The sequence below is a fragment of the Pseudomonas sp. GT1P32 genome, assembly GCF_054897805.1.
Genome location: NZ_CM142704.1, coordinates 6511946 through 6536416, shown reverse-complemented (window position 1 = coordinate 6536416; position 24471 = coordinate 6511946). Strand labels below are relative to the sequence as shown.

Below are 24471 nucleotides of genomic sequence, written 5' to 3'. Positions count from 1 at the left end.
GGGTCAATCCTTCAAGGTTTTGCTGCGGGCAATTAATTGCAGGTTGCGCAAATAGACGATGGAACCGAACGCCTGGCCGATGATGAACACCGGGTCCTGTCGATAGATGGCGTACGCGAACAACAGCGCGCTGCCGATGATACTCAGGTACCAGAAGCTCACCGGTATCACGCTGCGCTTTTTGTATTCGCTGTACAGCCACTGCAGGACAAAGCGCCCGGTGAAGGCGATCTGGCCGCTGAAACCGACCACCAGCCACAGGGTTTCGCGGGACAGATTCATCCTTCGATCTCCTGCGGCCGGGTGTTCAGACGGGTGCGCCGGATCAGCCACCAGACGCCGATCAGGTCGAGAATCCCCACCAGCGCGCGGTCGATGTTGCCGTACTTGGAGACACCGGCCGTGCGCGGTCGATGGTTGACCGGGTGGGTGAGCATGCGTCCGTTGTGGCGCTGGATCAGCGCGGGGATAAAGCGGTGCATATGATCGAAGTACGGCAAACGCAGGAACGCCGCGCGCTGGATCAGTTTCAACCCGCAGCCGGTATCCGGCGTCTGATCCTTGAGCATGCGTCGGCGCAACCCGTTGGCAAACCGCGAAGCCCAGCGCTTGCTGGCGGTATCGCGGCGGTTGACCCGGTGCCCGGCGACCAATTGCAGGTCGGCGGCTGCCGGCTCACGGCGCACCAGCGCCAACATGCCGGGGATGTCCGCAGGGTCGTTTTGCCCGTCACCATCGAGGGTCGCCAGCCATTGGCCACGGGCGGCGAGCGCGGCGTGATAAAGCGACGTGCTCTGCCCCAGCGAACGTTCATGTTGCAGGATGCGCAGCGTGTTCAGCCCGTTATGCCGGGTCTGTCGCAGTGCCTGCAACGTGGTGTCAGTGCTGCCATCGTCGACGACAATGATTTCATACGCTTCATCCGCCAGTGCGACGCGGATTTCTTCCAGCAGCGCGGTGAGATTGCTCGCTTCGTTCTTTGCCGGAATCAGCACGGATACAAATAAGTCCTGGCTCATGAAGGCCCCTGTTTTCCTGAATTTTTTATGATCGAAGACCAACGCATCAGCGCTGATAAAAGTGGCGATACCACTTCACGAATTGCGCAACACCGGCCTCGACCGTCACGTGCGGACGAAAGTCGACCCACTGCGCCAATGCCGACACATCCGCCCAGGTCCTGTGCACATCGCCCGCCTGCATCGGCATCAAGTTGCGCCGGGCAGGCCGGCCCAGCGCCGCCTCCAGGCATTCAACAAAATCCAGCAGCGCCACCGGCGTGCCGCGCCCGATGTTGAAAATCCGGTTGACGCCCTCCCCGGCGTTCTCCGGCAATGGCGGGCGTGGACGCAGGCGGACGATGCTTTCGACGATGTCGTCGATGTAGGTGAAATCCCGCGACATCAAGCCTTGGTTGTAGAGGTCGATGGGGCGATCGTTGAGGATCGCGTCGGTGAACTTGAACAGTGCCATGTCGGGTCGGCCCCAAGGTCCGTACACGGTAAAAAACCGCAGGCCGCTGGCCCGGAGCCCGTAGAGATGGCAGTAGCTGTGGGCCATCAGCTCATTGGCGCGCTTGCTTGCGGCGTACAGCGAAACCGGGTGATCGACGGCGTCTTCGACGCTAAATGGCAACTTGCTGTTGGTGCCGTACACCGAACTGCTCGAGGCATAAATCAGATGGTCCGGGCGATGGTGTCGGCAGGCCTCCAGCACATTCAAAAACCCTGTCAGGTTCGATTGCGCGTACACGTCAGGGTTGTCCAGCGAGTAGCGAACACCCGCCTGGGCCGCCAGATGGATGACATCTGTGAAGCGGTGTTCCTTGAACAACGCCATCAAGGCAGGTTTGTCGACGATATCCAGCGTCTGGAAATGAAAGCCCGACAAGGCGCGCAATTCCTTGAGCCGAGCGTGTTTGAGCGCCACGCTGTAGTAGTCGTTGAGGTTATCAATGCCGACCACTTCAAGGCCTTGCTCACACAGGCGCTTGACCGTGTGAAAACCGATGAAACCCGCGGCGCCGGTGACCAGTACAGTCATGGCAGGTGCGCGCCAATCAGCGCATTATTGCCAGTCGATTCCAACGTCAGCGTCATGCCTTGCTCCAGGTTGCAGTCAGTAAGGCCAGTGACGTCGTCGATACGCTCTGACGCCGCGCCCGTCAGGCGCGACCGTCATCGCGCGGCCATGCATACGGTGCCCGTCGGATTGTAAAAATCGCGTTACGGATTGATGTAGCTTTTATGACCATTGCCGGGGGACGCGACGAATTCAGTTGCCATTGGCGCCCGCCCATCTAAAGTGCATGCCAGCTGAAGAAGAATATGAACCGGGTAAGGACGCAGCATCATGAGCATTGAGCAAGAAACGACCTTCGACGAGCCACGGCTCAACAGCACGGAAATCCGCATTCTGGGTTCGTTGATCGAGAAACAGGCCACCAGCCCGGAAACCTATCCGCTGACCCTCAATGCCCTGGTGATTGCCTGCAACCAGAAAACCAGCCGCGAACCGGTGATGAACCTAACCCAGGGCCAGGTCGGCCAGAGCCTGCGCGCCCTCGAAGGTCGCGGCTTTGCCAAACTGGTGATGGGCAGTCGCGCCGACCGCTGGGAGCACAAGGTCGACAAGGCACTGGAACTGGTGCCGGCGCAGGTGATTCTGACGGGACTGCTGTTTCTGCGTGGTCCGCAGACGGTCAACGAACTGCTGACCCGCAGCGGCCGCATGCATGAGTTCGAAGATGCCGAGCAGGTTGTGCATCAGCTTGAACGGCTGATTGCGCGCGGTCTGGCGCTGCTGATTCCGCGCCAGGCGGGGCAGCGTGAAGACCGCTACATGCATGCGCTGGGTGATCCGGCGGACATCGAAGCGATCCTCGCGGCACGGCAGAATCCGGTGGAGCGAGGTGGCGGCAGCGGCGTGTCGGTAGAACGCATCGAAGAGCTCGAAGCGCGGATTGCAGCGCTGGAAGAGCGCCTGGCACGCCTCGAGTAACCAGTAAAATGTGGGAGCGGGCTTGCTCGCGAATGCGGTGTGTCAGTCGATACAGTGTTAACTGACACACCGCATTCGCGAGCAAGCCCGCTCCCACATTGGGTTTGTGGTGTTAGTGGTTACTCGCCGTCCCAGTAATCCACGCCGTCGGCCTGTCTGGCGATGGCAACGAAGCCCGAGGCATTACCCTCGGCATCGACCTTGAAGTCGTCCATCACCGCGTACTTGCCGGAGTCCGGGTATTCGCAGATTTCCGGCGATTGCTGGGTGCTGACCGCCAAATAGCGCAGTTCAGCCTTGCTGGTGTTGATGATCTGGTGCGCCGCTTCCGGACCGCCCGGCGGGCAGGCGATCACGTCACCGGCGCGGATCGGAAAACGCTCGGCGCCAAGACGAATCTCCCCTTCCCCCGCGACGACGTAGAACATCTCCTCGTTGACCCGATGACTGTGAAACGGACTGCCGCGCATGCCCGGTTCCAGCACGTACAAGCGATAACCGAGCTTTTTCGCACCCAGTTGCTGACCGATGCGAGCCATCCGCTGTTGATAGCGGTCGGCGGTTTCACCGGTGGGCGCGAGGGCTTCGGGCAGCGGTTCGAGATCGACCTGATGCAGGTTGAGGATGGGGGGATGCATGGGAACCCTCGGGCACGGTTTTATGGGGTGGCAAGTCTTGTTTTGCTGGGGGGCAGTATAGGAAATTTGCTGCGACTGACTGGATACCGAGTCGCAGCCATCGCCGACAAGCCGGTCTCGCTCCCACATTCGACCGAGTTCTACCAATAGAAATGCGATCAAATGTAGGAGCGAGCCTGCTCGCGAAGAGGCCGGCACAGCCAACCAATAACTTGAGGAAAGTCAGCTCCGCGCAAACTCCACGGCCTTCTGAAACTGCTCCTGCGTCGGACGCACACCGGTGTACAACACGAACTGTTCCAGCGCCTGGATCGCGATCACTTCCAGTCCGGTGATCACCCGCTTGCCTTCGGCACGTGCGCGCACGATCAGCGGTGTTTCCGAGGGGATCGCCACCACATCGAAGATGGTCTGCGCCGCTGCGATGGTTTGCGCATCGAACGCCAGGTGATCGGCCTCAGGCCCGCCGGTCATGCCGATCGGTGTCACGTTGATCAACATTTGCGGGCGCCGGCTGCCCAGTTCGGCTTGCCACTCATAGCCCAGCGATTCAGCCAGGGCACGTCCGGCGTGCTCGTTGCGGGCCACAATCAGGCCGTTCTGGTAGCCACCATCGCGCAATGCACTGGCCACAGCCTTGGCCATGCCGCCGCTGCCGCGCAGGGCAAAAGTCGACGCCTTGGGCACCTGATGGGTTTCCAGCAACTGAGCGATGGCGATGTAATCGGTGTTGTAAGCCTTGAGGTGGCCGTCCGTATTGACGATGGTGTTGATCGATTGAATCGCGGCAGCCGACGCGTCCAGTTCATCGACCAGCGCAATGCAGGCTTCCTTGAACGGCATCGACACGCCGCAGCCGCGAATCCCCAGGGCACGGATGCCTGCGACGGCACCGGTCAGGTCCTGACTGCGGAACGCCTTGTAGTAGAAATTCAGGCCAAGTTGTTCGTACAGATGATTGTGAAATCGCAGGCCAAAGTTCCCGGGGCGGCCCGACAGGGACATGCACAGTTGGGTGTCTTTGTTGGGGTTCATCTGCATGAAAAATCTCCTTCAATTGCACTTTCAGATGGACGGGATTAGCCATGCCATCGCGTTCTGATCGATCATATCCGCGTACCTGCTCGTGGCAGCGAAGTGGGTAAGGAAGCCGGTACAGACCTTACACAAAATTTACCCAACGGCTGTGCTGATTTTCAGAAATACGCTGTCTTAGAAGTATCCCCGCGACAATCCTTGGGTCTATTGCAGACGCAAGCGCCGGGTCGAAGAACCGAGGAACTATCATGATCCGTAAAATCCCCACAGTTGCCTTGCTGATCGGTGCTCTTGCTATCGCAGGGCAGGCAGAAGCGCATGGCGGTGGCGGGTGGCAAGGTCCAGCGGTATTTGGCGCGATCGTTGGCTCGGCCATCGTCGGTTCGGCCATCATCAATAGCAGCCGGCCGGTCTATGTGCAGCAACCGGTTTACGTACAGCAGCAACCGGTTTACGTGCAGCCACAGCCGGTTTACGTGCAGCAGCCGCCACCGGTTTATTACCAGCCGGCACCGGTTTATGTGCAACAACCGGCTTATTACGGCCCGACGCCGGTCTACTACGGCCCTCCCCGTGGTTATTACGGCCCGCCGCGTGGCTATTACGGGCCTCCCCATGGTTATGGCCGCTGGTAACAGGCTCACGCAGGCTTTGACTGGGTGTATATCCATTATTTGGGTGATGGCTGATATTGGTTTCGCCCTTACGGCGAGTCACTTGGAAAAGCCCCAAGTAACCAAGGGCTCTTGCCCCTTTCGTTCGGTGCCTCGCCTAGGCTCGGCATGCCCTCGCTCCGGTCCTGCTCCGTGGGCCCGCCGCCATCGGCCATCCATGGCCGGGGGCGGCTAACCCGGCATCCATGCCGGGTTGCCCACTGCGCAGAACCTGCGCTCGGCCTCTCGAGGGGGCGTGTACCTCAAGATCAAAAGCTGAAGGCGAGCTAACGCTCGGCCTGATGAGTGGTGAGAATCAAAAGCGTACGTGCCCCCTGTAGGAGCCGGCTTGCCGGCGAAAATCGTCTGGGCAACGCGTTCATTCAGACAGCCCGCGTTATCGTTGACGTCCATCGCTGGCAAGCCAGCTCCTACAATTTTGAATCGTGTGAACCCAATCCCGTGTAGGAGCCGGCTTGCTGGCGATGGCGCCCTTCCAGTCAATAAATGCGTCGACTGACCCACCGCTATCGCCAGCAAGCCGGCTCCTACAGGGGAGCGGTGTCCACATCCGGAATGAGTGAACACATCAAAGAAGGACAACGCGGACAACTGTAGAGCCAGGTCGGCTTTCAGGCCGCCTCGGCGGCTGTGGCGGTAGTCGCCCCCTCGAGAGGCCGAGTGGAGGTTCTGCGTAGTGGGCAACCCGGCATGGATGCCGGGTTAGCCGCGCACGGCCAGGGATGGCCGATCGCGGCGGGCCCACGGAGCAGGACCGGAGCGAGGGCATGCCGAGCCTAGGCGAGGCACCGAACGAAAGGGGCAGAAGCGCTTGGTTACTTGGCGCTTCTCCAAGTGACTCGCTGTAAAAGCGAAACCGCCAGCAGCCGTAACCGCAGAAACGGATATGCCCCCCATCCAATCCCAATCCCAATCCCAAAAACTTCCTGACTGAACAACATCACGCTTGAAAAACGGCGCTTTCTTGTGGCCACCCGTCGGCAAAAGTCTGGATAAATCGCATCAAGGTCGCTATCGGGACAGTGCAGGCGGTTTAAGTTGGCAAGATTGACTCAACCACCCTCCCCCTCGCCTTGGGGAACACGGTCATATTTATGTCATGTCAGGTCCGCAAGCTCAGACCTGTCCGCCAACAACAGGTTGAAAACAACAAGGACGACCACATGCCCACGCAAAACCCGCACCGTAATCTCGGTTTGTGCACCTCCAGCAAGGTCTACAACGCCCTGACCGAACTCAAGCACCTGGAAGGTCATCGCAGCGCCAAGTTTCTTTCGCTGCTGGCCGAAAACCTTGTGCGAAAAGGCCTGCTCAACGAACAGGAAGTGGTCCATATGCTGGACCTGGTAGTCGACTGACCGACAGACGGTCGATTGCACGCGCTGCCGTCAATGTCGACTATCGAAAGCGATGATTGTTCGTTCGCGCGGCAGACCCGTAAGGTAGCTCCATAGATTGATGGAGGTACTTATGTCCCAGGTTCAAATCATGTCCGTTATTGGCAGCGCCGTTCCCGCCTCGCTTAGAGAACTAGGATTGCTCGCCTGTTGGTATCTGGTCCAGGACGGTGAACAAATCAGCGGCCCGCTCCCATCGCTGACCGCCGCCAAGGCACTGTCGCAGAGCTTCGACGCCGGCCGACTCAGCGCTTAAGGCAACTGCACCCGCGGTTTGGTTTCGATAAAAATCGCCCAGCTCGACATGAATAGCGCGGCGATCAACGGTCCGATGACAAAGCCATTGAGCCCGAAAATCGCCAGGCCGCCGAGGGTCGAGATGAGGATCAGATAGTCCGGCATCTTCGTGTCCTTGCCCACCAGGATCGGGCGCAGGACGTTGTCCACCAGGCCGATCACAAACACCCCGAACAACCCCAGCACCACGCCCTGCCAGATCGCACCGCTGAACAGGAAAAACGCCGCCACCGGCGCCCAGACAATCCCTGCGCCGACCGCTGGCAACAGCGACAGAAACGCCATCAACACCGCCCAGAGCAACGAGCTCGGGATGTCCAGAAACCAGAAAATAAAACCGCCCAATGCGCCTTGTGTGATTGCCACCAGCAGGTTGCCCTTCACCGTGGCGCGCACCACGCGGTTGAACTTGAGCTGCAAACGGCGCTTCTGGTGTTCTTCCAGCGGCACGGCGGCGCGCACTTTGCGCGCCAGTTCTGCACCGTCGCGCAAAAAGAAGAACAGCAGGTACAGCATGATGAAAAAACCCACCACGAAATCAAACGTACCCTGACCAAAACTGAAGGCTTTGTTGGCGATGAACTCATTGCCCGTCACCGCGCTCTTGATGATTTTCTCCCGCAGCCCCTCCAGCTCGCCGATCCCGGCGCGATCGAGCAAATGCTGGAAGTACGGGGGCAGGCTGTGCTTGAAATGCGTGACGTACCCCGCGATGTCCAGCTCGCCGCTTTCGATGCTCTTGTAAAGCGCCGCCCCTTCCTGGACCAGCAGAATACTGAGGATGATCACCGGCAGGATCGCAATGACCAGGCAGATGCTCAATGTCAGCAGTGACGTCAGGTTGCGCCCCCAGCCGAACTTCAGTTGCAGTCGCCGCTGCAATGGCGCGAAGAGAATACCGAGGATCACCGCCCAGAACACCGCGCCGTAGAACGGCAGCAAAATCCAGATAAACGCGGCGGTCACCAACCCCAGCAAAATCACCAATGATTTGTTTTGAACCGTCTCTTCGTTCATGTCCGATCCATGTCAGTCCGCAGGGCACAGGCCCTTGTACCAAGAGCCGTCCTTATGCTTAGTCCGCCACGGTTCGCGCGAGTGCCATCCGTTTGTTCATCAAGCATAGATCCAGATCAATGAATGCCACGGGCATGCCGATTATCCTCGCCGGCTTTTGCGATCGACCCGCCCATGACCCTTTTCACACCTGAGCTGCTCGCCCCCGCCGGCACCCTGAAAAACATGCGTTATGCCTTCGCCTATGGCGCCGACGCGGTGTACGCCGGTCAGCCTCGCTACAGCCTGCGGGTGCGCAACAACGAATTCGATCACGCCAACCTCGCGCTCGGCATTCGCGAGGCTCAGGCCCAGGGCAAGCGCTTTTACGTGGTGGTGAACATCGCCCCGCACAACGCCAAACTCAAAACCTTCCTCAAGGATCTGGAGCCGGTGATTGCCATGGCGCCGGACGCGCTGATCATGTCCGACCCAGGCCTGATCATGCTGGTGCGTCGGCACTTCCCGCAGATGCCGATCCACCTGTCGGTGCAAGCCAACACGGTCAACTGGGCGAGTGTCGAGTTCTGGCAACAACAAGGCTTGAGCCGGATCATCCTGTCGCGGGAACTGTCCCTGGAAGAAATCGCCGAAATCCGCCAGCAAGTGCCCGCCATGGAACTGGAAGTGTTCGTCCACGGCGCGTTGTGCATGGCCTATTCCGGCCGCTGCCTGCTGTCGGGCTACATGAACAAACGCGATGCCAATCAGGGCAGCTGCACCAATGCCTGTCGCTGGAAGTACTCGGCGCAAGAAGCCACGGAAAATCTGCTCGGCGACATCGTGCAGACCTACCAGCCCGAACCGACGCTGGGGATCGGCGCGCCCACCGATCAAGTGTTCCTGTTGCAGGAAGCCAACCGCCCTGACGAACTGATGCCGGCCTTCGAAGACGAACACGGCACCTACATCATGAACGCCAAGGACCTGCGCGCCGTGCAGCACGTCGAGCGTCTGACGCAGATGGGCGTTCATTCGCTGAAAATCGAAGGCCGGACCAAATCTCACTTTTACTGCGCGCGCACCACTCAGGTTTACCGCCGGGCGATCGACGATGCGGTGGCCGGTCGCGACTTCGACCGGGGCCTGATGACCGATCTGGAATCCCTCGCCCAGCGCGGTTACACCGAGGGTTTTCTGCGTCGTCACGTGCATGACGAATATCAGAATTATCAGAACGGCAGCTCAGTGTCGGAGCGACAGCAATTTGTCGGTGAATTGACCGGCGAGCGGCGTGACCGGCTGGCGGAAGTCAAAGTGAAGAACCGCTTTGGCCTGGGCGATCACATGGAACTGATGACGCCCAAGGGCAACTTCCACTTCGATTTGCACCAGTTGCAAAACATCAAAGGCCAGCCCATCGATGTGGCGCCGGGGGATGGGCACACCGTGTACCTGCCGATTCCGGATGCGGTGGATTTGCGGTTTGGGTTGTTGATGCGGGATGTGCGCGAGATGTGATCTTCCAACCAATCCGCGAATCGCCGCTATCTCGGAAAACGCCGCGACCTCTGTAGGAGCCGGCTTGCTGGCGATCCAGACGACGCGGTCTATTTGACAGACCGCGTCGCCTGGATCGCCAGCAAGCCGGCTCCTACAGGTTGCGGTGCTCTTACGTGAACTCCTCGCGCAACATCGCCACAAACGCTTCTCGCGCCGGGTGAACCCCGGCGTTTTCATGCCAGTAAAACAGGTTGTCGATGGCGGTCAGTTCAGGGAACTCATACCCCGCACAACCGGCGCCTTTGGCGTACTGATCGAACACCCCTTTGGGCACCAGCGCGACCCCCGCCCCCGCGCTGACGCATCCGACAATCGCGCCGTAACTCGCCAGGCTGACAATCGGCAGCGCCTGCCCCTGGCGCAACAACCAATGTTCCAGCGCCGCACGATAAGGACACCCCTGGGGCCACATGAACACGGTCTTGTCCTGCAAATCGGCGATCTCGCGCACAGGCCCCAGCGACGTCGAGGCAATCAGCAGCAGCTCCTCGCGGTACATCGGCGTGCGCTTGAGTTGTGAGCGCTCGACATCCACCGCGACGATTGCGCCGTCGAGCCGGTGGTTGGCGGTGTCATCGAGCAATTGGCCCCAGGTGCCGGTGGTCAGCTCCAGCGCCACCGCCGGATAACGCTTGTGGAACTTGGCGAGCAAACGCGGCAAGCGACCGGTGGCCGACGATTCGATGGCGCCGATGCGCAACGGGCCGGACGGCTCGGCGGCGGGGTCGACCGCCCGCTTGGCCTCAGCCGTCATGGCGAGAATCTTCGAGGCGTAGGCCAGAAAAGTCTGCCCCGACGGACTGATGCGCAACCCTCTGCCTTCGCGGATAAACAACGCGACGCCCAACTCCGCTTCCAGCGACTTGATCCGTGCCGTGATATTCGACGGCACGCAATGCAACAGCTCGGCCGCTCGGGCGATGCTGCCGACGTCGGCCACAGTCTTGAACATGCGAATCTGTGCCAGCTCCATACATCACCCAAAGTGAACGGTTAGCGCAGTATAAGTCAGTTGTGGCGAACGGTCCGCGTTCTGATACTCGAAGCATCTGCCCACAGGTGCCCGACCATGCAAGCGCTCTCAACCGCCACCCCTCCCCTCAAAATCATCCTGGCCATGGCCTTCGTCGTCGCGTGCTGGGGCTATTCCCCGACCGGTATTCACATCGGCTTGCAAGCCTATGATCCCGGGCACCTGGCATTGCTGCGGTTTCTGCTGGCGTCGGCGTTCATGGCGCTGGTCGCGGTGTTCAAAGGCATCAGCCTGCCGACCCTTCGCGATTTGCCAATGCTGTTCGGCCTCGGCTTTTTTGCGGTGAGCCTGCATCACGTGGCGATCAATTTTGGTCAGCAGGGGGTCAGTGCCGGTGCGTCCAGCGTGTTGGCGCAATCGACGCCCTTGTTCAGCACACTGCTGGCGCGCTTCGTGTTCAAAGACCAGGTGAGCGCGTGGCGCTGGGGCTGTGTTTTTCTGGGATTGATCGGTGTGGTGATTGTGGTGGCGGGCGATCGCGGACTGGGCAGCATCGACGCCCATGGCCTGTTGATTCTGCTGGCGGCGGTGTCCTGGAGTTTCTACTTCGCGTTGCAGAAACATCACTCCGGGCGTTACGACGGGCTGACACTGGTCTGCTACACGGTGTGGTCGGGGACCGCGTTGTTACTGGTTTATCTGCCGGGGTTGGCGGCACAAGTGGTCAACGCGCCGATGCAGGTGCAGCTGGCAGTGCTGGCGCTGGGCATTTTCCCGAGTGCACTCGCCTACCTGGCCTGGGCATTTGTGTTGACTCACGTTGATTTGAGCCGGGCGACGATGACGCTGTATCTGGTGCCGCCGACGGCCATGGCGATTGCCTCGTTTGCGCTGGGGGAACGGCCGACGGTGATGATCGTTGTCGGGGGGACGGTGGTGTTGGTCAGTGTGCTGGCGTTGAATCTGGAGCGGCGGTTTGTGGCGATTCGGGTGGCGGGTGTTTGATGGGTGTTTTGTGGTGATGGGGCTGGCGCCTTCGCCGGCAAGCCGGCTCCTACAGGGGATCGCGGTTCGGCTCTGCGCCAGCCGGGTCCCGCGAAGGCGGTTAATCGCGATCCGCCAGAAACCGGTCCCGGCTGTTGGTCAGGTGCAGCCACATCGCCGCCCGCGCCGCATCCGCATCCTGACGCTTGATCGCGTTGAGAATCGCCTCGTGTTCGAGGTTGGCCAACTGCCCGAGCTTGCTCAAATCCGCCGCGCCACGTTCAGCCGCGTTGACGCGGGTGCGGGGGATCATCGCGCTGCCCAGGTGCTGCATGATTTCCGTGAAGCAGACATTGCCGGTGGCCTCGGCGATCAGCAGATGAAAACGCCTGTCAGCTTCGACACAACTGTCGTTGTTGGCGAGCAGGCTTTGATAATCGTCCAGCGCTTCGCGCATCTGTGCCAATTGCGGGTCCGTGCGCCGAATCGCCGCCAACGCGGCGGCCTGGGTTTCGAGGCCCAGGCGCAACTCAAGGATGCTGCGCACGCCCAGCGCGGTATCGACATTCAGTCGTAGCCCCTGCTCCGGCGCGCGCTCGATAACAAACGTGCCGATGCCGTGCCGGGTTTCCACCAGCCCCGACGCCTGCAACTTCGAGATCGCCTCGCGCACTACGGTGCGGCTGACCCCGTGCTCCTGAACGATGCTGTTCTCCGACGGCAGCTTGTCCCCCGGCAGCATCTGGCCGAGCAGGATGCTCTGGGTCAGTTTCGCGACCAGGTCATGGGCCAGGTTGTGAGTGCGCTTGCGGGCAGGCGCGTCGAGGTCATCTTGCATGGCAATCATCCGAAAGCAGGGCTAAGCGGATCGTAGCACTGCGGTCGAACGGTTTCTCAAGAAAACCGCGCTCAACTTGTATGACAACACTCAACAAATCAAACATCAAAGACAAAAACAAAGCGCACCAACGACCCTAAACAGAATAAAAAACAACCTTAACCTCGCTATTTTGTTGAACAACACCCCTTGCAGGATAAAAAAATGTAGTTGTATGATGTCTAGCAACAACGCTACATCCGCAACACCCCGCATAAAAATAATCAGTGGGAGAAAACCAAGTGAATACATCCGTACCCGGGATGCATGACGGTGCCGATTCGGTGCTGAAGTCCGCCATCTCTAAAGTGAAACGCCACGTTCTGCCGCTGTTCGTCATCATGTTCATCGTCAACTACATCGACCGCGTGAACATCGGCTTCGTCCGCGCCCACATGGAGCATGACCTGGGCATTGGTGCTGCCGCCTACGGCCTCGGTGCCGGCCTGTTCTTCATCGGTTACGCGCTGTTCGAAGTCCCCTCCAACATCCTCCTGCAAAAAGTCGGCGCACGAATCTGGTTGACCCGCATCATGCTGACCTGGGGTCTGGTGGCCGCCTGCATGGCGTTCATCCAGAACGAAACCCACTTCTACATCCTGCGATTCCTGTTGGGCGTGGCTGAAGCCGGGTTCTTCCCCGGGGTGATTTATTACTTCACGCGCTGGTTGCCTGGGGTAGAACGCGGCAAGGCCATCGCGATTTTCCTCAGCGGCTCGGCCATTGCCTCGTTGATCTCCGGCCCGTTGTCCGGTCTGCTCCTGCAAGTCAGCGGGTTCGGCATGCACGGCTGGCAATGGATGTATTTCATTGAAGGCATGTTCTCGGTCGGGCTGTGCGTATTCGTCTGGTTCTGGCTCGACTCCAAACCCCACGACGCCAAATGGCTGAGCCGCGATGAGCAAGACGCGCTGGTCAAAGCCATTGATGACGAACAACTGGCCCGCGAAGCCGCGACCCCAATCAAACCGTCGCTGGGCACGCTGCTCAAGGATCGCCAGATCATCCTGTTCTGCCTGATCTACTTCTTCATTCAGCTGACCATTTATGCCGCGACCTTCTGGCTGCCGAGCATCATCAAGAAGATGGGCGACCTCAGCGACATCCAGGTCGGGCTGTTCAACTCGATCCCGTGGTTGCTGTCGATTGTCGGCATGTACGCCTTCGCGTCGCTCTCGACGAAATGGAAACACCAGCAAGCCTGGGTTGCCGCTGCCCTGCTGATCGCTGCGGCGGGGATGTTCATGTCCACCACCGGCGGGCCGGTCTTCGCTTTCGTGGCGATCTGCTTCGCGGCACTGGGATTCAAATCGGCTTCGTCGCTGTTCTGGCCAATTCCCCAGGCGTACCTCGATGCACGGATTGCCGCCGGCGTGATCGCACTGATCAACTCGGTAGGCAACCTCGGCGGCTTCGTGGCACCGACCACCTTCGGCCTGCTGGAACAAAACACTGGTTCGATTCAGGGCGGCCTGTACGGGTTGGCCGCGACCTCGATCATCGCCGCGATCATTGTCTTCGCTGCACGCAACACACCGAAAACCGCACCGGCCGTTGCGCTGGGCAAACCAACGCCCAACCACGCCTGATCGCTGCTATTCAAGGACCATAAAATGAACCAACAAGACACTGCAAAAGCCCCGATCATCACCAGCATGCAAGTGGTTCCGGTGGCCGGTCACGATGGCATGCTGCTCAACCTGAGCGGCGCCCATGGCCCGTTTTTCACCCGCAACATCGTGATCCTCAAGGACAACGCCGGGCACACCGGCGTCGGCGAAGTGCCGGGGGGCGAGCGCATTCGCCAGACTCTGGAAGATGCGCGCAGCCTGGTGGTCGGCAGCCCGATCGGCACCTATCAGAAGATTCTCAACCAGGTGCGCCAGACCTTCGCCGACCGCGATGCCGGTGGTCGCGGCTTGCAGACGTTCGACCTGCGCATCACCATTCACGCGGTGACTGGCCTGGAAGCGGCGCTGCTCGATTTGCTCGGCCAGCACCTGGACGTGCCCGTCGCGGCGCTGCTCGGCGAAGGCCAGCAACGCGACGAAGTGAAGATGCTCGGTTACCTGTTTTATGTCGGTGATCGCAACGCCACCGATCTGGCTTACCGCAGCGAACCGGACGCCGACAACGACTGGTTCCGCGTACGTCACGAGAAAGCCATGACTGCCGATTCCGTGGTGCGCCTGGCGGAAGCCGCCCACGCCCGTTACGGGTTCAAGGACTTCAAGCTCAAGGGTGGCGTGCTCAGTGGCGACGAAGAGATCGAAGCAGTCACCGCGCTGGCCGAACGCTTTCCAGACGCGCGCATCACCCTTGATCCGAATGGCGCCTGGTCGCTGAAAGAAGCGATCCGCTTGTGCCGCGATCAGCATCACGTCCTCGCTTATGCCGAAGACCCGTGCGGTGCGGAAAACGGTTACTCAGGCCGGGAAGTCATGGCCGAATTCCGCCGCGCCACCGGCCTGAAAACCGCGACCAACATGATCGCCACCGACTGGCGGGAAATGGGCCACGCCATCCAGTTGCAATCGGTGGACATCCCGCTGGCCGACCCGCACTTCTGGACGATGCAGGGTTCGGTTCGCGTGGCGCAGATGTGCCACGAATGGGGCCTGACCTGGGGCTCGCACTCCAACAACCACTTCGATATTTCCCTGGCAATGTTCACCCACGTCGCAGCCGCTGCACCGGGTGAAATCACCGCCATCGACACCCACTGGATCTGGCAGGACGGCCAGCGCCTGACCAAAGCGCCGCTGCAAATCGTCGACGGTTGCGTGCAAGTGCCGAAGAAACCGGGGCTCGGGGTTGAGCTGGACATGGATCAACTGGCCAAGGCCAATGAGCTGTACAAAGGCATGGGGCTGGGCGCGCGGGATGACAGCGTGGCGATGCAGTTTCTGATTCCGGGGTGGAAATTCGATAACAAGCGGCCGTGCCTGGTGCGCTAACACGGCACACCGAGATCCTGTAGGAGCCGGCTCGCCGGCGATAGCGGTGGGTCAATCGACACATTTATCGCCCGAACGGACGCCATCGCCGGCAAGCCGGCTCCTACAGGGATGTGTGATGTTCATTCATTGGGCGGTTTGCAAAAGCCACCCCTTGAACGCCGCCATCGCCGACGTTTCGGGCCGTGACTGCAAGCGGGTCAGCCAGTAGCTGCCGGTGGTGATGCCGATGGCGAACGGTTGCTCGATGACACCCGCCGCCAGTTGCCGGGCGAACATCAACGGCGGCGCCAAGGCCACACCCGCACCTTGCAACGCCGCCTCCATCATCGCCAGCGAGGAATCAAAGACGATGCTGCGAGGCGGTGCGGCATGGGCAGGCAGGCCGGTGGCCTGAAACCATTCGGGCCACTCATCCGTGCGATAGGAACGCAACAGCGTTTGCTGCAACAGATCGTCCGGCGTGCGCAGTTGCCGGGCAATCTCGGGCACGCACAACACCGACAACGGCGCTTCGATCAACCTGACCGCTTCAATCCCGTGCCACGCTCCCGCACCAAAGCGAATCGCGTAATCCAGTCCTTCCGCCGCCACGTCCACTCGATTGTTGTGGGTCGACAGGCGCAAATCTATGAACGGATGTTTCGCCTGAAAGTCCGCCAGTCGCGGCAATAGCCAACCGACCGCAAACGTCCCCACTGCGCCCACCGTCAACACATCACGAAAATGCCCGCCTTCGAAACGCTCCAGGGTTTCGGCGATTCGATCGAAGGACTCGCGCAGCACCGGCAACAAGGTCTCCCCTTCACTGGTCAGCATCAGCCCGCGAGGCAGGCGTTTGAACAGGGTGACGTTGAGTTGGGCTTCCAGGCTTTTGACCTGGTGACTCACCGCGGCTTGCGTGACGCACAACTCCACCGCCGCCCGTGTAAAACTCAGATGACGCGCCGAGGCCTCGAAGGCGCGCAGTGCGTTGAGCGGTAATTGCGGGCGGATCATGCCAACTCCCAAATTTTTCTAATGGCTCAGCCGAGATATTGTCGTTTGTCGAAGCACGGCATACTGAATAGATTTGGCACGCCCAGCGGCGGCCCGATTCATAAACCGCTCGGAGTGTAGCGGGTTTAATCATCAAATCTCATGGACAGTGGCTCAATCATGCACAACTCAACATTCGGCAAGGTCCTATCCTGCAGCGCTTTCGGACTGCTCCTCAGTGCAGGTTACTGCGTTGCCGGGAATCAGACTGACGCGCAGATCGAAGCCGCGGTGAATGCCGCGGTTGCCCCGGTCATGCAGCAACAGAACATTCCCGGCATGGCTGTCGCGATCACCGTGGATGGCAAGCAGCATTACTTTAACTACGGCGTGGCCTCGAAGAAAACCGGCACGCCTGTCACCGAAAGCACCCTGTTCGAGATCGGCTCGGTAAGCAAAACCTTCACCGCCACCCTCGCCGCCTACGCCCAGGCCAGCGGCAAACTGTCCCTGTCGGACAAGGCCAGCCATGTCCTGCCGGCATTGCGCGGCAGCGCGTTCGATCACGTCAGCGTGCTGCAACTGGGCACCTACACCGCCGGCGGCCTGCCACTGCAATTCCCCGACAATGCCGATGCAGCCGACAAGATGCTCGGCTATTTCAAACAGTGGAAACCGGCTTACACCGCCGGCAGCCATCGGCTGTATTCGAACCCAAGCCTGGGGTTGTTCGGGTATCTCGCGGCCAACAGCATGGGCCAGCCGTTTGATGAGTTGATGGAAAAGACCGTGCTGCCCAAGCTCGGCTTGCAGCACACCTACCTCAAGGTGCCGCAGGATCAGATGGCGCTTTACGCTCAGGGCTACAACAAGGAAGACAAACCGGTGCGGGTCGAGCCGGGCGCGCTGGACTCAGAAGCGTATGGCGTAAAAACCAGCGCCTCGGACCTGCTTCGCTACGTCGAGGCGAACATCAAACCATCCAGCCTTGAAGCGCCGATGCAGCAAGCCATCGCCACGACGCATGCCGGTTACTACACGGTCGGCGACATGACCCAGGGGCTGGGCTGGGAGTTTTACCACTACCCGATCACCCTCGATAAATTGCTCGCCGGCAACTCGTCGCCGATGGCGATGGAGGCGCACAAAGTCCAGTGGCTGAACCCGCCGCAAGCTCAACCGGACAACGTGCTGATCAACAAGACCGGCTCCACCGGTGGCTTTGGAGCGTATGTGGCATACGTGCCCTCGAAAGACATCGGCATCGTGATCCTGGCCAACAAAAACTACCCGAACCCGGAGCGAGTCAAAATCGCCCATGCGGTGTTGAGTGCATTGACCGAGTAACCCGGAATCAATCATTTGTGGCGAGCAACTTTCCTGTGGGAGCGAGCCTGCTCGCGAAAGCGGTGTGTCAGCCCCTGACAATTTGAATGTGCCGTCTTCGCGAGCAGGCTCGCTCCCACAGGGGCAGGCGGCGCAAAAAAATGGGCGACCTGTTGAGGTCGCCCATTTTTGTTAGCGCGTGATCATCTAAGCCTTCAATCGTCAGGCATTTCCGGCGGCTTGGCAGGCTTCGCCGGTTTGCCCGGTTTCGTCCCCTTGGTGCCGTTAGGCGGTGCGGCTTCTGTGACGGGCGGCGGGGTTGGCACCGTGGCTTCTTTCTCGGTTGGCGGCAACTGGTCGACCGTACTGAAAATCGCCTTCAGATCAACCGCGTCCGATTGCTCGAGTTTCTTTTCGCCGTCCTTGCCGACCAGAATCACCTTGGTCTTGGCCCCCGCCCCCAACTTGAGCGAACGGATCAAGGCTGCCGTGTCTTGTGGCCCGAGGTCTTTGCCTTCGCGCTGGCCCATCAGGTTGAGCACGGTGTACAGGACCATGTTCCGGTCGGTGAATTCCTTGCGATTGGCCGGCTCATCCAGTGACTTTTTCAGGCTGACCCACGCCGGGTCGACCGTGCTCGGCGCAATGACAATCAGCGGCCGGGACCTGCCCTTGTCCATGTCCAGCGGTGAGTCGCCATCGGCGGCGAGCAAGGGGCCGGCGAAAGCCAGCAGGGTTGTCAGGGTCAATGACCTGATGAGCATGCGCATCTCCTTTTGATATCCACGCTCTAATGATTGCGCATCGCGGCGTTCGTTCCGGGGTCGCACCGCAATTGTGTCTCGCCTTGACCCAAGCTTAGGTCAGGGCGGTCATTGCGCAACAGGCTGAGCTAATCTCAAGACTCGATATACACCTGAACCGCCGTGAGGATCCCACCATGAGCGCTCAGCTGAATCACACCATCGTCTGGTGCCGAAACAAACAGATATCCGCGTCGTTCCTGGTCGAGATTCTCGGCTTGCCCGCCCCCGAACCCTTCGGGCCGATGTTGATCGTGAAACTCGAAAACGGCGTGTCGCTGGACTATTACGACAATGACCCGCCGATTGCCTCTCAGCATTATGCGTTTCTGGTCAGCGACGACGATTTCGATGCGGCGTTCGCGCGCCTGCAAGCCAGGCAGCAAGCGTGGTGGGCTGATCCCTGCAAACAGCGGCCGCAACAGATCAACGATTATGGTGATGGCAGGCGTGTGTATTTCGATGACCCGGACGGGCATCTGCTGGAGATTTTCACCCGGGAATGAATGCGGCCAGCGGCAGAAATCAGCAACACAAACAATGCTGCCGGGCATCTTAAGGATCTTCTTGCACCACAAAGGACGTTAGCCGCCTTATCAGCGGTGTCGCAAGTAACACGAATGGCACAATGGTCATCCAGGCAACCAGCCAGGCTTTTAATCCATACGAAAATAACTGGCTAGCCGAAAGGCTTGAAGGACTGGCTATGGCCGTAGCGATAGCGCAGGTGATTGCGGACTGGATCACCGCAGAAGTTCGCTGGCGAAATCGCCGATGGAGCTTGGGCATTTCCGGCACTCCCAGACGGCTGCGTCGCAAGTCGCGAGCAGCCGGCTTGTATGGACCTTACTTGGCTTGGAGCAACTCAACAGTCTGCGCAGTCGTCAACAGAGCGTTGGCGATGTAACGGAAGTTGATCAGCGCGGCCAGGTAACCGTCCCCTTCCGGGGTGGTCGGGCCAGCGGTAGCGTCACGCACCACGGCCACCTCGAAACCTTGCTCCAGTAATTCACGCAGGTGCGACTCGACGCAAAGGTTGGCCGCCATACCCGCCAGAATAATTTGCGATACACCGTGCTTGCGCAGTTGCAGCGCCAAGTCATTGGTTTCCGGGCCGTAGACCTTGTGTGGCGAAGCGATGATGGTTTTGCCGTCGAGAATGTACGGCTTGAACTCGGGCATGAAGTCCGCACCGGAGTTCTCGAAACCGTCGAGGGTCAGCGGGCCCTTGCGATCGAACATGCAGAGGGTGTGCATGACCTTTTCCAGCGGCCCGCCGAATTTCCACTCGTGGTCGCACGGATAGTAGTAGTGCGGGGAGACAGCGACCGTGATGCCCGCACCTTTGGCGGCTGCGAACAACTGGCCGAGGTGATTGACCACATCGTGCTCGACGATGCTCTTGCCAAACACATCCCAACTCACACCCTCAGGACTGAGGAAGTCGATTTGGGGGTCGATGACGACCAGCGCAGTGCGGGAAAGGTCAATTTTCATACCTGGATCTGGCAGCGCAGGGCTGGCTGGATCTGCGTAATGTGCGAGGCGTGTTGGGTCGTTGCTCATGCCAATAGACTCCGATCGTGGGTAACAAAGTTGCTCTATGCCATGGCGCCCCTGCGGGCCGTTGCTTACCATCGGCGAGAACTTCATCCTATCCCCACCTTCTGATCCGACTTTGTCAGCACGTACAGAGTCTTTATCTGGTCGTCGCTATCATGGATATCCTGTCCGAATTCTTCGAACGCACGAACCTTCAGGGCAGGCTTTTCTTCTCTGGTCGGGTCGATGGCACTCTTGTCCTCGATAAGCCGCCAGGTATGGCGTTCATCCATGTCATCAGTCAGGGCGGTATCGACATGGTTCAGCCTGGGTTACCAAAGATTTCCATTGCCGAGCCCAGCGTGCTGTTCTGTCCAAGCAGTTGTCGGTATCAACTGCGCTCCAATACGATCGAGGGGGCAGAACTGATTTGCGCCTCATTTCAATTTGGGCGAAACACACAATCCCCCTTCCCTCTCGGGCTCAAAGAAACCCTGATCTTCCCATTCAGAGAGCTGGAGAATCTCGGCCCGGTCATTGGCGCGTTACTCGCCGAGTATCGGGATCAGGAGGCTGGAAGGAGCAAAGCGCTGAATCTGCTGCTGGAATACATATTTGTCCTGATCGTGCGACGCGCCGTTGCAGACGGACTGATATCCAGTGGATTGCTCTATGCCCTGCAGGATGGGCGCCTCGGCGCGGTGTTCAACAGCATCCATTCAGTGCCGGATGAGCTTTGGACCGTCGAGAAACTGGCGAGCCTGGCGAACATGTCCAGGTCGAAATTTTCTGCCTGCTTCACTCAGATAATGGGGCAGTCGCCTATGGGGTACGTCACCGCATGGAGGATGAAGGTGGCTCAGGACATGCTTCGTGATGGTGTTCAGATCAAGGTGATCGCTGAGTCGGTCGGTTACAGCTCGCAGGCGTCTTTTTCGAAAAGTTTTCTGAACGTCATTGGTTGTCCTCCAGCCGAGTGGCTGAAACGCGATGCCAGTGCAGAAGCACCGTTGGTGACCGCACACGTACAGCCTGCACAAGATCACGCAGAAGCTATCACCGACGATATTTAGCCACAGGTTCATGGCAATTGACCTGGATGATAATCATCGCAATGAATATTGATCGATCTAACGATAGCTTTCAGCCGCGAGAGTCGCTTTACCTGAGGTAATGCAAAAAGCGCCAACTTCATCGCCGGCTGTCAGGCAAGTATTGATAAGCATCTAACACGTAAGCACTTTTATTTACTTTCCTGACCATTCGGCCAACAAAGACAGCAAAAATTATCCCCGTCGTCACGTTTTAACCATTTCAATTCAACACCACTTTCTTATAAAATTCCGCGCCTTAATGGCCTCTGGCCAGCAATCTCGGAAAAACGGCTCTCTCTCCCTTGAAAAGAAAAGCCCGGCGACACCTTGTTGCGACTTTTCCTGACATCATCCGGTACAGCTCCGAACACTGAACTCCTTTCGTACAAACATGAACTGCCAGCCAGGCATTTTCTGCCTGGATGCTCCCTTTACTATCACTTCCCTATCTGTCCGAGACAGAGGAGGATTATTTGCTTCGCAAGCTTGCACTGCCTCATGGTTTGAGGACGATCCTGACGACTGCGCTGGTATTCCAGTGTGCAACTTTAGTCCTCAGCTTATGGTTAGTGAGCAGCAACCAATCGAGCATTGGAACCCTATCAAGTGTCGCTGTCGATCAAGTCGACGCAGTGGCAGAAACAGTTCAACACTTGATGGAGGCACGCCTCTCCCTGTCGCGAGCCAACACCCGCATCGTCCTGTTTAATACAATTCCGCATGAAATGGTGCAGCACGCCCGCACGGAATTGACACTGGCGAATGAATCGTTTGACCGTTTTCTCACACACACAAGGGTTGATGAAGAAAACCACATCCGAGTCCAGGCTATAAAAGACGTGTATTCACGTTATGTGGAGGTGCTCAATCAATTGGTCAAGTACACGGGCGCTGGCGACGTACAATGGGCACTCGCTCAGCCGGTACAAGACATTCAAGAGCAACTCCTTCAGGAACAAAAAAACTTCATCAAATACGGAAACAGCATCAGCCAGACTTCACTTCAGTCCATGGGCGACCGATTTAAAATATACATCGCCGCTGCTGCAATGATACTTCTAATGGTATTAGCAACCACATTCTTCCTGCTGTACATCATAAAAAAAATAGAGAAGAGTCGACTTCTAAAAATTGCCGTCAATCGAACTGACAGTGCAATTATCGTCACCAATCCGGACAGCATAATTACTTATGTAAACGAGGGTTTTGTGCGCATGCTGGGTTATGAAATATCAGACCTGGTGGGAAAAAAACCGGACGAGGTATTTTATGGCCGCCATACGGATCAGGACGCCGTCCTTTCTTTCAGAAAGAGTATCCAGAACGGAGAAAGCCACACCACTGAATTACTGGTCTACAACAAATCAAAGAATCCATTATGGGTACGCGTGGTCGCCAATCCGGTGCTCGATCCACAGGGTGTTCAGCAGGACGTCGTGGCTATTGTGACTGACATCACCGAGGCCAAGATGAATGACGAGTTGCAGTTCAAGGTCCTCAGTGCCATGGCCCGCGAAGAGCCACTTCCCGACGTCATGAAGTTGATTTGTCTGGAGATAGGTCGTATCGCTCCAGAAATCGGCGTTTCAATAAGACAATTTGATGAGCAGGGCTGCCTTCCACTGGTGGCGGAATTCAACCTGCCGGCCGGGTTGATTCAGTCACTGGAAAGCCTTGCCGAAAGGTCCATCCTGAAAAAAATGGACGTGAAAGAAAGCATGATGCTGAATTTCACTGACCCTGCATCGGACAACGGCGATTGCATCGATCACGAGCTCTCGCAATCGTTCGGTTTCACGGCCGGCTGGGTTAACACCATTCGCTCCAACAACGGACGTTGTTTAGGCACATTTACCCTTTACTATCGTGAAAATCACCTGCCTGCGGTCCAACATCACCGGCTGCTTGAAACCAGCCTGAAGCTGTGCGCTCTCGCCCTCGAGAGGGACAGTTTTATCAACGATATTGAACGACTGGCCTATTATGACAGCCTGACGATGTTGCCCAATCGGCGACTGTTGATGATGAAAGCAAACTCAATGATTGCCAATGCTCAGCGTTCGCAATCATCAATGGCCGTGTTGTTCATCGACATTAATAAGTTCAAGCAAATCAATGACTCACTCGGGCATGCCGCCGGGGATTTGCTTCTGTCTGAAATAGCCAGGAGGCTTCAGGGTTCTGTGAGGGGCAACGACTTTGTCAGCCGGCTTTCAGGAGATGAATTCGTCATTATTCTGTCTCCCTCCAGCGCTGAACAGGCGGTTGCCTTTTCAGAAAGAATGATCAGCAAACTATCGGAACCCATGATGTTGGCCGATGTAAAAATTGCGCCCTCCGCCAGCATTGGTATTGGTATTTATCCAGACCACGGTAACGACATTCACTCATTGCTTTTGCATGCCGATCAGGCGATGTACAAAGCCAAGTCCGCAGGCCGCCAGGCAATTGAAGTGTTCGACCAGGTGATCAACGATTCAACCACTGACGAACTGACACTGAGCCTGGCCCTCAAAAATGCCCTGGAGTCCAATCAGCTGACGCTGCATTACCAGCCCCAGATTGCGCTCGACGACAACCAACTTTTTGGTGTCGAGGCACTTGCCCGCTGGCGTCATCCAGAGCTTGGAAATATCCCTCCAAATCGATTCATCCCCTTGGTGCGCGAAGCAGGATTGATGCCCAAGCTCAATCAATGGGTACTCACCGAAGCCTGCCGGCAGATGGCTCAATGGCGCGACTCAGGACTTGTCGTGCCTCGTATGTCGGTAAACATCTTCCCCGTCGCCTTTCGCGACAGAGCCATTATTGAACTCATCCAATCTCTGCTGACAAAGCATGGGCTCCTACCCTCCTGCTTGACGCTGGAGGTTACGGAAGACTTCATACTGGACGCCACCGACAATGTCATATCGGTCATTACCGAGGTCCGTCAGTTAGGCGTCAGCTTATCCATTGACGATTTTGGCACCGGTTACTCCAGCCTGAGCTACCTGCTGCGACTGCCCGTCGATACCATCAAGCTGGACAAGAGTTTTATCGACGATATCGAAAAAAGTGAAAGCGCCCGGACGCTGGCGCAGTCGATTGCCGGGATCTGCAAGAGCTTGCAATTGAACATTGTCGCCGAGGGTGTTGAAACCGATGCGCAGCTTGAAATCCTTCGAGGCCAGGGATACCAGATAGCGCAAGGTTATTGTTTCTCGCGCCCTTTGGCCCCTCAGGATTTGGCTCAATGGATCCGCGAGAGATTCCTTTCCAGCGATGATAGCGAACGCTACCGAGTCTCGGCTCCCAAGAGCCTGCTGTGAGATTTCAAGGGATTTCGTACAGA

General features: G+C 58.4%; 24 protein-coding genes. 12 read left to right on the top strand and 12 right to left on the bottom strand.

The genetic code is table 11. The annotated features are described in order from the left end of the window. Window positions 1-3: 3 nt before the first annotated feature. From ACYZUC_RS29840 to ACYZUC_RS29830, 3 genes are read right to left on the bottom strand one after another with little or no spacing between them, the layout of a single operon-like run. Window positions 4-282: a lipid-A-disaccharide synthase N-terminal domain-containing protein gene (locus tag ACYZUC_RS29840; protein WP_008030764.1), complete on the bottom strand. Its 279-nt coding sequence runs from the start codon at window positions 280-282 to the stop codon at window positions 4-6. Then, window positions 279-1019 (bottom strand): glycosyltransferase family 2 protein, encoded by a 741-nt coding sequence (locus tag ACYZUC_RS29835; RefSeq protein ID WP_461992246.1) that lies wholly within the window; start codon window positions 1017-1019, stop codon window positions 279-281. Before ACYZUC_RS29835 ends, ACYZUC_RS29840 begins: the two co-directional genes overlap by 4 nt. Window positions 1020-1065: 46 nt before the next feature. Beyond that, the gene (locus ACYZUC_RS29830; RefSeq protein ID WP_461992244.1) at window positions 1066-2043 is read right to left on the bottom strand and encodes an NAD-dependent epimerase; all 978 of its coding nucleotides are present in this window, start codon (window positions 2041-2043) and stop codon (window positions 1066-1068) included. A 309-nt stretch (window positions 2044-2352) separates the two neighbouring features. Between ACYZUC_RS29830 and ACYZUC_RS29825 the strand changes: the two genes are divergently transcribed. Continuing rightward, window positions 2353-3000, top strand: a complete 648-nt coding sequence (locus ACYZUC_RS29825) for a YceH family protein (protein ID WP_008030770.1) — start codon at window positions 2353-2355, stop codon at window positions 2998-3000. Window positions 3001-3119: 119 nt separating this feature from the next. Here the strand turns inward: ACYZUC_RS29825 and ACYZUC_RS29820 are convergent, their stop codons facing one another. Both ACYZUC_RS29820 and ACYZUC_RS29815 read right to left on the bottom strand, forming a co-directional pair. Beyond that, window positions 3120-3638 carry a cupin domain-containing protein gene (locus tag ACYZUC_RS29820; protein ID WP_461992242.1) on the bottom strand — a complete coding sequence of 173 codons (519 nt, stop codon included), beginning with the start codon at window positions 3636-3638 and terminating at the stop codon, window positions 3120-3122. Between the two features lie 222 nt (window positions 3639-3860). Continuing rightward, window positions 3861-4679, bottom strand: a complete 819-nt coding sequence (locus ACYZUC_RS29815; protein ID WP_461992240.1) for a shikimate 5-dehydrogenase — start codon at window positions 4677-4679, stop codon at window positions 3861-3863. A 245-nt stretch (window positions 4680-4924) separates the two neighbouring features. On the opposite strand from ACYZUC_RS29815, the gene ACYZUC_RS29810 reads away from it, so the two are divergent. The 3 genes from ACYZUC_RS29810 (at window position 4925) to ACYZUC_RS29800 (ending at window position 7003) form a co-directional block, all read left to right on the top strand. Next, the gene (locus tag ACYZUC_RS29810) at window positions 4925-5311 is read left to right on the top strand and encodes a hypothetical protein (protein WP_461992238.1); all 387 of its coding nucleotides are present in this window, start codon (window positions 4925-4927) and stop codon (window positions 5309-5311) included. Between the two features lie 1202 nt (window positions 5312-6513). Then, window positions 6514-6708 (top strand): hypothetical protein, encoded by a 195-nt coding sequence (locus ACYZUC_RS29805; protein WP_008033677.1) that lies wholly within the window; start codon window positions 6514-6516, stop codon window positions 6706-6708. Between the two features lie 112 nt (window positions 6709-6820). Next, the gene (locus ACYZUC_RS29800; protein WP_008033676.1) at window positions 6821-7003 is read left to right on the top strand and encodes a hypothetical protein; all 183 of its coding nucleotides are present in this window, start codon (window positions 6821-6823) and stop codon (window positions 7001-7003) included. Here ACYZUC_RS29800 and ACYZUC_RS29795 read toward each other — a convergent pair. After that, window positions 7000-8061 (bottom strand): AI-2E family transporter, encoded by a 1062-nt coding sequence (locus ACYZUC_RS29795; protein ID WP_461992235.1) that lies wholly within the window; start codon window positions 8059-8061, stop codon window positions 7000-7002. The genes ACYZUC_RS29800 and ACYZUC_RS29795 overlap by 4 nt on opposite strands. Before the next feature lie 174 nt (window positions 8062-8235). Here ACYZUC_RS29795 and trhP point away from each other — a divergent pair, with 174 nt between their 5' ends. After that, window positions 8236-9561 (top strand): prephenate-dependent tRNA uridine(34) hydroxylase TrhP, encoded by a 1326-nt coding sequence (gene trhP / locus ACYZUC_RS29790; protein ID WP_461992233.1) that lies wholly within the window; start codon window positions 8236-8238, stop codon window positions 9559-9561. A 151-nt stretch (window positions 9562-9712) separates the two neighbouring features. Here trhP and ACYZUC_RS29785 read toward each other — a convergent pair whose 3' ends face one another. Then, entirely contained in the window at window positions 9713-10576 is an 864-nt protein-coding gene (locus tag ACYZUC_RS29785; protein ID WP_008033671.1) for a LysR substrate-binding domain-containing protein, read from the bottom strand. Between the two features lie 96 nt (window positions 10577-10672). Here ACYZUC_RS29785 and ACYZUC_RS29780 point away from each other — a divergent pair, with 96 nt between their 5' ends. Continuing rightward, complete coding sequence (locus ACYZUC_RS29780; RefSeq protein ID WP_461992231.1) at window positions 10673-11581, top strand: DMT family transporter; 909 nt, start codon at window positions 10673-10675, stop codon at window positions 11579-11581. Window positions 11582-11681: 100 nt separating this feature from the next. On the opposite strand, the gene ACYZUC_RS29775 is transcribed toward ACYZUC_RS29780, so the two are convergent. Continuing rightward, window positions 11682-12398, bottom strand: coding sequence for a FadR/GntR family transcriptional regulator (locus ACYZUC_RS29775; RefSeq protein ID WP_008033665.1), 717 nt, complete (start codon window positions 12396-12398; stop codon window positions 11682-11684). A gap of 281 nt (window positions 12399-12679) precedes the next feature. On the opposite strand from ACYZUC_RS29775, the gene ACYZUC_RS29770 reads away from it, so the two are divergent. Next, on the top strand, window positions 12680-14026 hold the full coding sequence (locus ACYZUC_RS29770) for an MFS transporter (protein WP_461992228.1): 1347 nt from the start codon (window positions 12680-12682) through the stop codon (window positions 14024-14026). A gap of 24 nt (window positions 14027-14050) precedes the next feature. Next, the gene (gene gudD, locus ACYZUC_RS29765; protein ID WP_461992226.1) at window positions 14051-15394 is read left to right on the top strand and encodes a glucarate dehydratase; all 1344 of its coding nucleotides are present in this window, start codon (window positions 14051-14053) and stop codon (window positions 15392-15394) included. A 126-nt stretch (window positions 15395-15520) separates the two neighbouring features. On the opposite strand, the gene ACYZUC_RS29760 is transcribed toward gudD, so the two are convergent. After that, complete coding sequence (locus ACYZUC_RS29760; RefSeq protein WP_461992224.1) at window positions 15521-16393, bottom strand: LysR family transcriptional regulator; 873 nt, start codon at window positions 16391-16393, stop codon at window positions 15521-15523. A gap of 159 nt (window positions 16394-16552) precedes the next feature. Between ACYZUC_RS29760 and ampC the strand changes: the two genes are divergently transcribed. After that, on the top strand, window positions 16553-17719 hold the full coding sequence (gene ampC / locus ACYZUC_RS29755; protein WP_461992223.1) for a class C beta-lactamase: 1167 nt from the start codon (window positions 16553-16555) through the stop codon (window positions 17717-17719). A gap of 194 nt (window positions 17720-17913) precedes the next feature. Here ampC and ACYZUC_RS29750 read toward each other — a convergent pair whose 3' ends face one another. Continuing rightward, window positions 17914-18462: a DUF4174 domain-containing protein gene (locus tag ACYZUC_RS29750; protein ID WP_461992221.1), complete on the bottom strand. Its 549-nt coding sequence runs from the start codon at window positions 18460-18462 to the stop codon at window positions 17914-17916. A gap of 176 nt (window positions 18463-18638) precedes the next feature. Here ACYZUC_RS29750 and ACYZUC_RS29745 point away from each other — a divergent pair, with 176 nt between their 5' ends. Beyond that, the gene (locus ACYZUC_RS29745) at window positions 18639-19007 is read left to right on the top strand and encodes a VOC family protein (protein ID WP_461992219.1); all 369 of its coding nucleotides are present in this window, start codon (window positions 18639-18641) and stop codon (window positions 19005-19007) included. A gap of 49 nt (window positions 19008-19056) precedes the next feature. Here ACYZUC_RS29745 and ACYZUC_RS29740 read toward each other — a convergent pair whose 3' ends face one another. Together ACYZUC_RS29740 and ACYZUC_RS29735 are read right to left on the bottom strand one after the other, a co-directional pair. Then, window positions 19057-19290: a DUF2798 domain-containing protein gene (locus ACYZUC_RS29740; RefSeq protein WP_461992217.1), complete on the bottom strand. Its 234-nt coding sequence runs from the start codon at window positions 19288-19290 to the stop codon at window positions 19057-19059. Between the two features lie 57 nt (window positions 19291-19347). Further along, the gene (locus ACYZUC_RS29735; protein WP_461992215.1) at window positions 19348-20067 is read right to left on the bottom strand and encodes a cysteine hydrolase family protein; all 720 of its coding nucleotides are present in this window, start codon (window positions 20065-20067) and stop codon (window positions 19348-19350) included. 152 nt (window positions 20068-20219) lie between these two features. Between ACYZUC_RS29735 and ACYZUC_RS29730 the strand changes: the two genes are divergently transcribed. Together ACYZUC_RS29730 and ACYZUC_RS29725 are read left to right on the top strand one after the other, a co-directional pair. Continuing rightward, the gene (locus ACYZUC_RS29730) at window positions 20220-21116 is read left to right on the top strand and encodes a helix-turn-helix transcriptional regulator (protein WP_461992214.1); all 897 of its coding nucleotides are present in this window, start codon (window positions 20220-20222) and stop codon (window positions 21114-21116) included. Between the two features lie 494 nt (window positions 21117-21610). Continuing rightward, window positions 21611-24448, top strand: a complete 2838-nt coding sequence (locus ACYZUC_RS29725) for an EAL domain-containing protein (protein ID WP_461992212.1) — start codon at window positions 21611-21613, stop codon at window positions 24446-24448. Window positions 24449-24471: the final 23 nt, after the last annotated feature.

Bases quoted from the DNA above. Each gene is read 5' to 3' on its own strand.
- ACYZUC_RS29835 (WP_461992246.1), bottom strand. From the start codon at position 1,019: ATGAGCCAGGACTTATTTGTATCCGTGCTGATTCCGGCAAAGAACGAA.
- ACYZUC_RS29840 (WP_008030764.1), bottom strand. From the start codon at position 282: ATGAATCTGTCCCGCGAAACCCTGTGGCTGGTGGTCGGTTTCAGCGGC.
- ACYZUC_RS29795 (WP_461992235.1), bottom strand. From the start codon at position 8,061: ATGAACGAAGAGACGGTTCAAAACAAATCATTGGTGATTTTGCTGGGG.
- ACYZUC_RS29805 (WP_008033677.1), top strand. From the start codon at position 6,514: ATGCCCACGCAAAACCCGCACCGTAATCTCGGTTTGTGCACCTCCAGC.
- ACYZUC_RS29775 (WP_008033665.1), bottom strand. From the start codon at position 12,398: ATGCAAGATGACCTCGACGCGCCTGCCCGCAAGCGCACTCACAACCTG.
- ACYZUC_RS29740 (WP_461992217.1), bottom strand. From the start codon at position 19,290: ATGCCCAAGCTCCATCGGCGATTTCGCCAGCGAACTTCTGCGGTGATC.
- ACYZUC_RS29745 (WP_461992219.1), top strand. From the start codon at position 18,639: ATGAGCGCTCAGCTGAATCACACCATCGTCTGGTGCCGAAACAAACAG.
- ACYZUC_RS29830 (WP_461992244.1), bottom strand. From the start codon at position 2,043: ATGACTGTACTGGTCACCGGCGCCGCGGGTTTCATCGGTTTTCACACG.
- ACYZUC_RS29780 (WP_461992231.1), top strand. From the start codon at position 10,673: ATGCAAGCGCTCTCAACCGCCACCCCTCCCCTCAAAATCATCCTGGCC.
- ACYZUC_RS29815 (WP_461992240.1), bottom strand. From the start codon at position 4,679: ATGCAGATGAACCCCAACAAAGACACCCAACTGTGCATGTCCCTGTCG.
- gudD (WP_461992226.1), top strand. From the start codon at position 14,051: ATGAACCAACAAGACACTGCAAAAGCCCCGATCATCACCAGCATGCAA.
- ACYZUC_RS29810 (WP_461992238.1), top strand. From the start codon at position 4,925: ATGATCCGTAAAATCCCCACAGTTGCCTTGCTGATCGGTGCTCTTGCT.
- ACYZUC_RS29760 (WP_461992224.1), bottom strand. From the start codon at position 16,393: ATGATCCGCCCGCAATTACCGCTCAACGCACTGCGCGCCTTCGAGGCC.
- ACYZUC_RS29750 (WP_461992221.1), bottom strand. From the start codon at position 18,462: ATGCTCATCAGGTCATTGACCCTGACAACCCTGCTGGCTTTCGCCGGC.
- ACYZUC_RS29735 (WP_461992215.1), bottom strand. From the start codon at position 20,067: ATGAGCAACGACCCAACACGCCTCGCACATTACGCAGATCCAGCCAGC.
- ACYZUC_RS29825 (WP_008030770.1), top strand. From the start codon at position 2,353: ATGAGCATTGAGCAAGAAACGACCTTCGACGAGCCACGGCTCAACAGC.
- ampC (WP_461992223.1), top strand. From the start codon at position 16,553: ATGCACAACTCAACATTCGGCAAGGTCCTATCCTGCAGCGCTTTCGGA.
- ACYZUC_RS29800 (WP_008033676.1), top strand. From the start codon at position 6,821: ATGTCCCAGGTTCAAATCATGTCCGTTATTGGCAGCGCCGTTCCCGCC.
- ACYZUC_RS29730 (WP_461992214.1), top strand. From the start codon at position 20,220: ATGGATATCCTGTCCGAATTCTTCGAACGCACGAACCTTCAGGGCAGG.
- ACYZUC_RS29785 (WP_008033671.1), bottom strand. From the start codon at position 10,576: ATGGAGCTGGCACAGATTCGCATGTTCAAGACTGTGGCCGACGTCGGC.
- trhP (WP_461992233.1), top strand. From the start codon at position 8,236: ATGACCCTTTTCACACCTGAGCTGCTCGCCCCCGCCGGCACCCTGAAA.
- ACYZUC_RS29820 (WP_461992242.1), bottom strand. From the start codon at position 3,638: ATGCATCCCCCCATCCTCAACCTGCATCAGGTCGATCTCGAACCGCTG.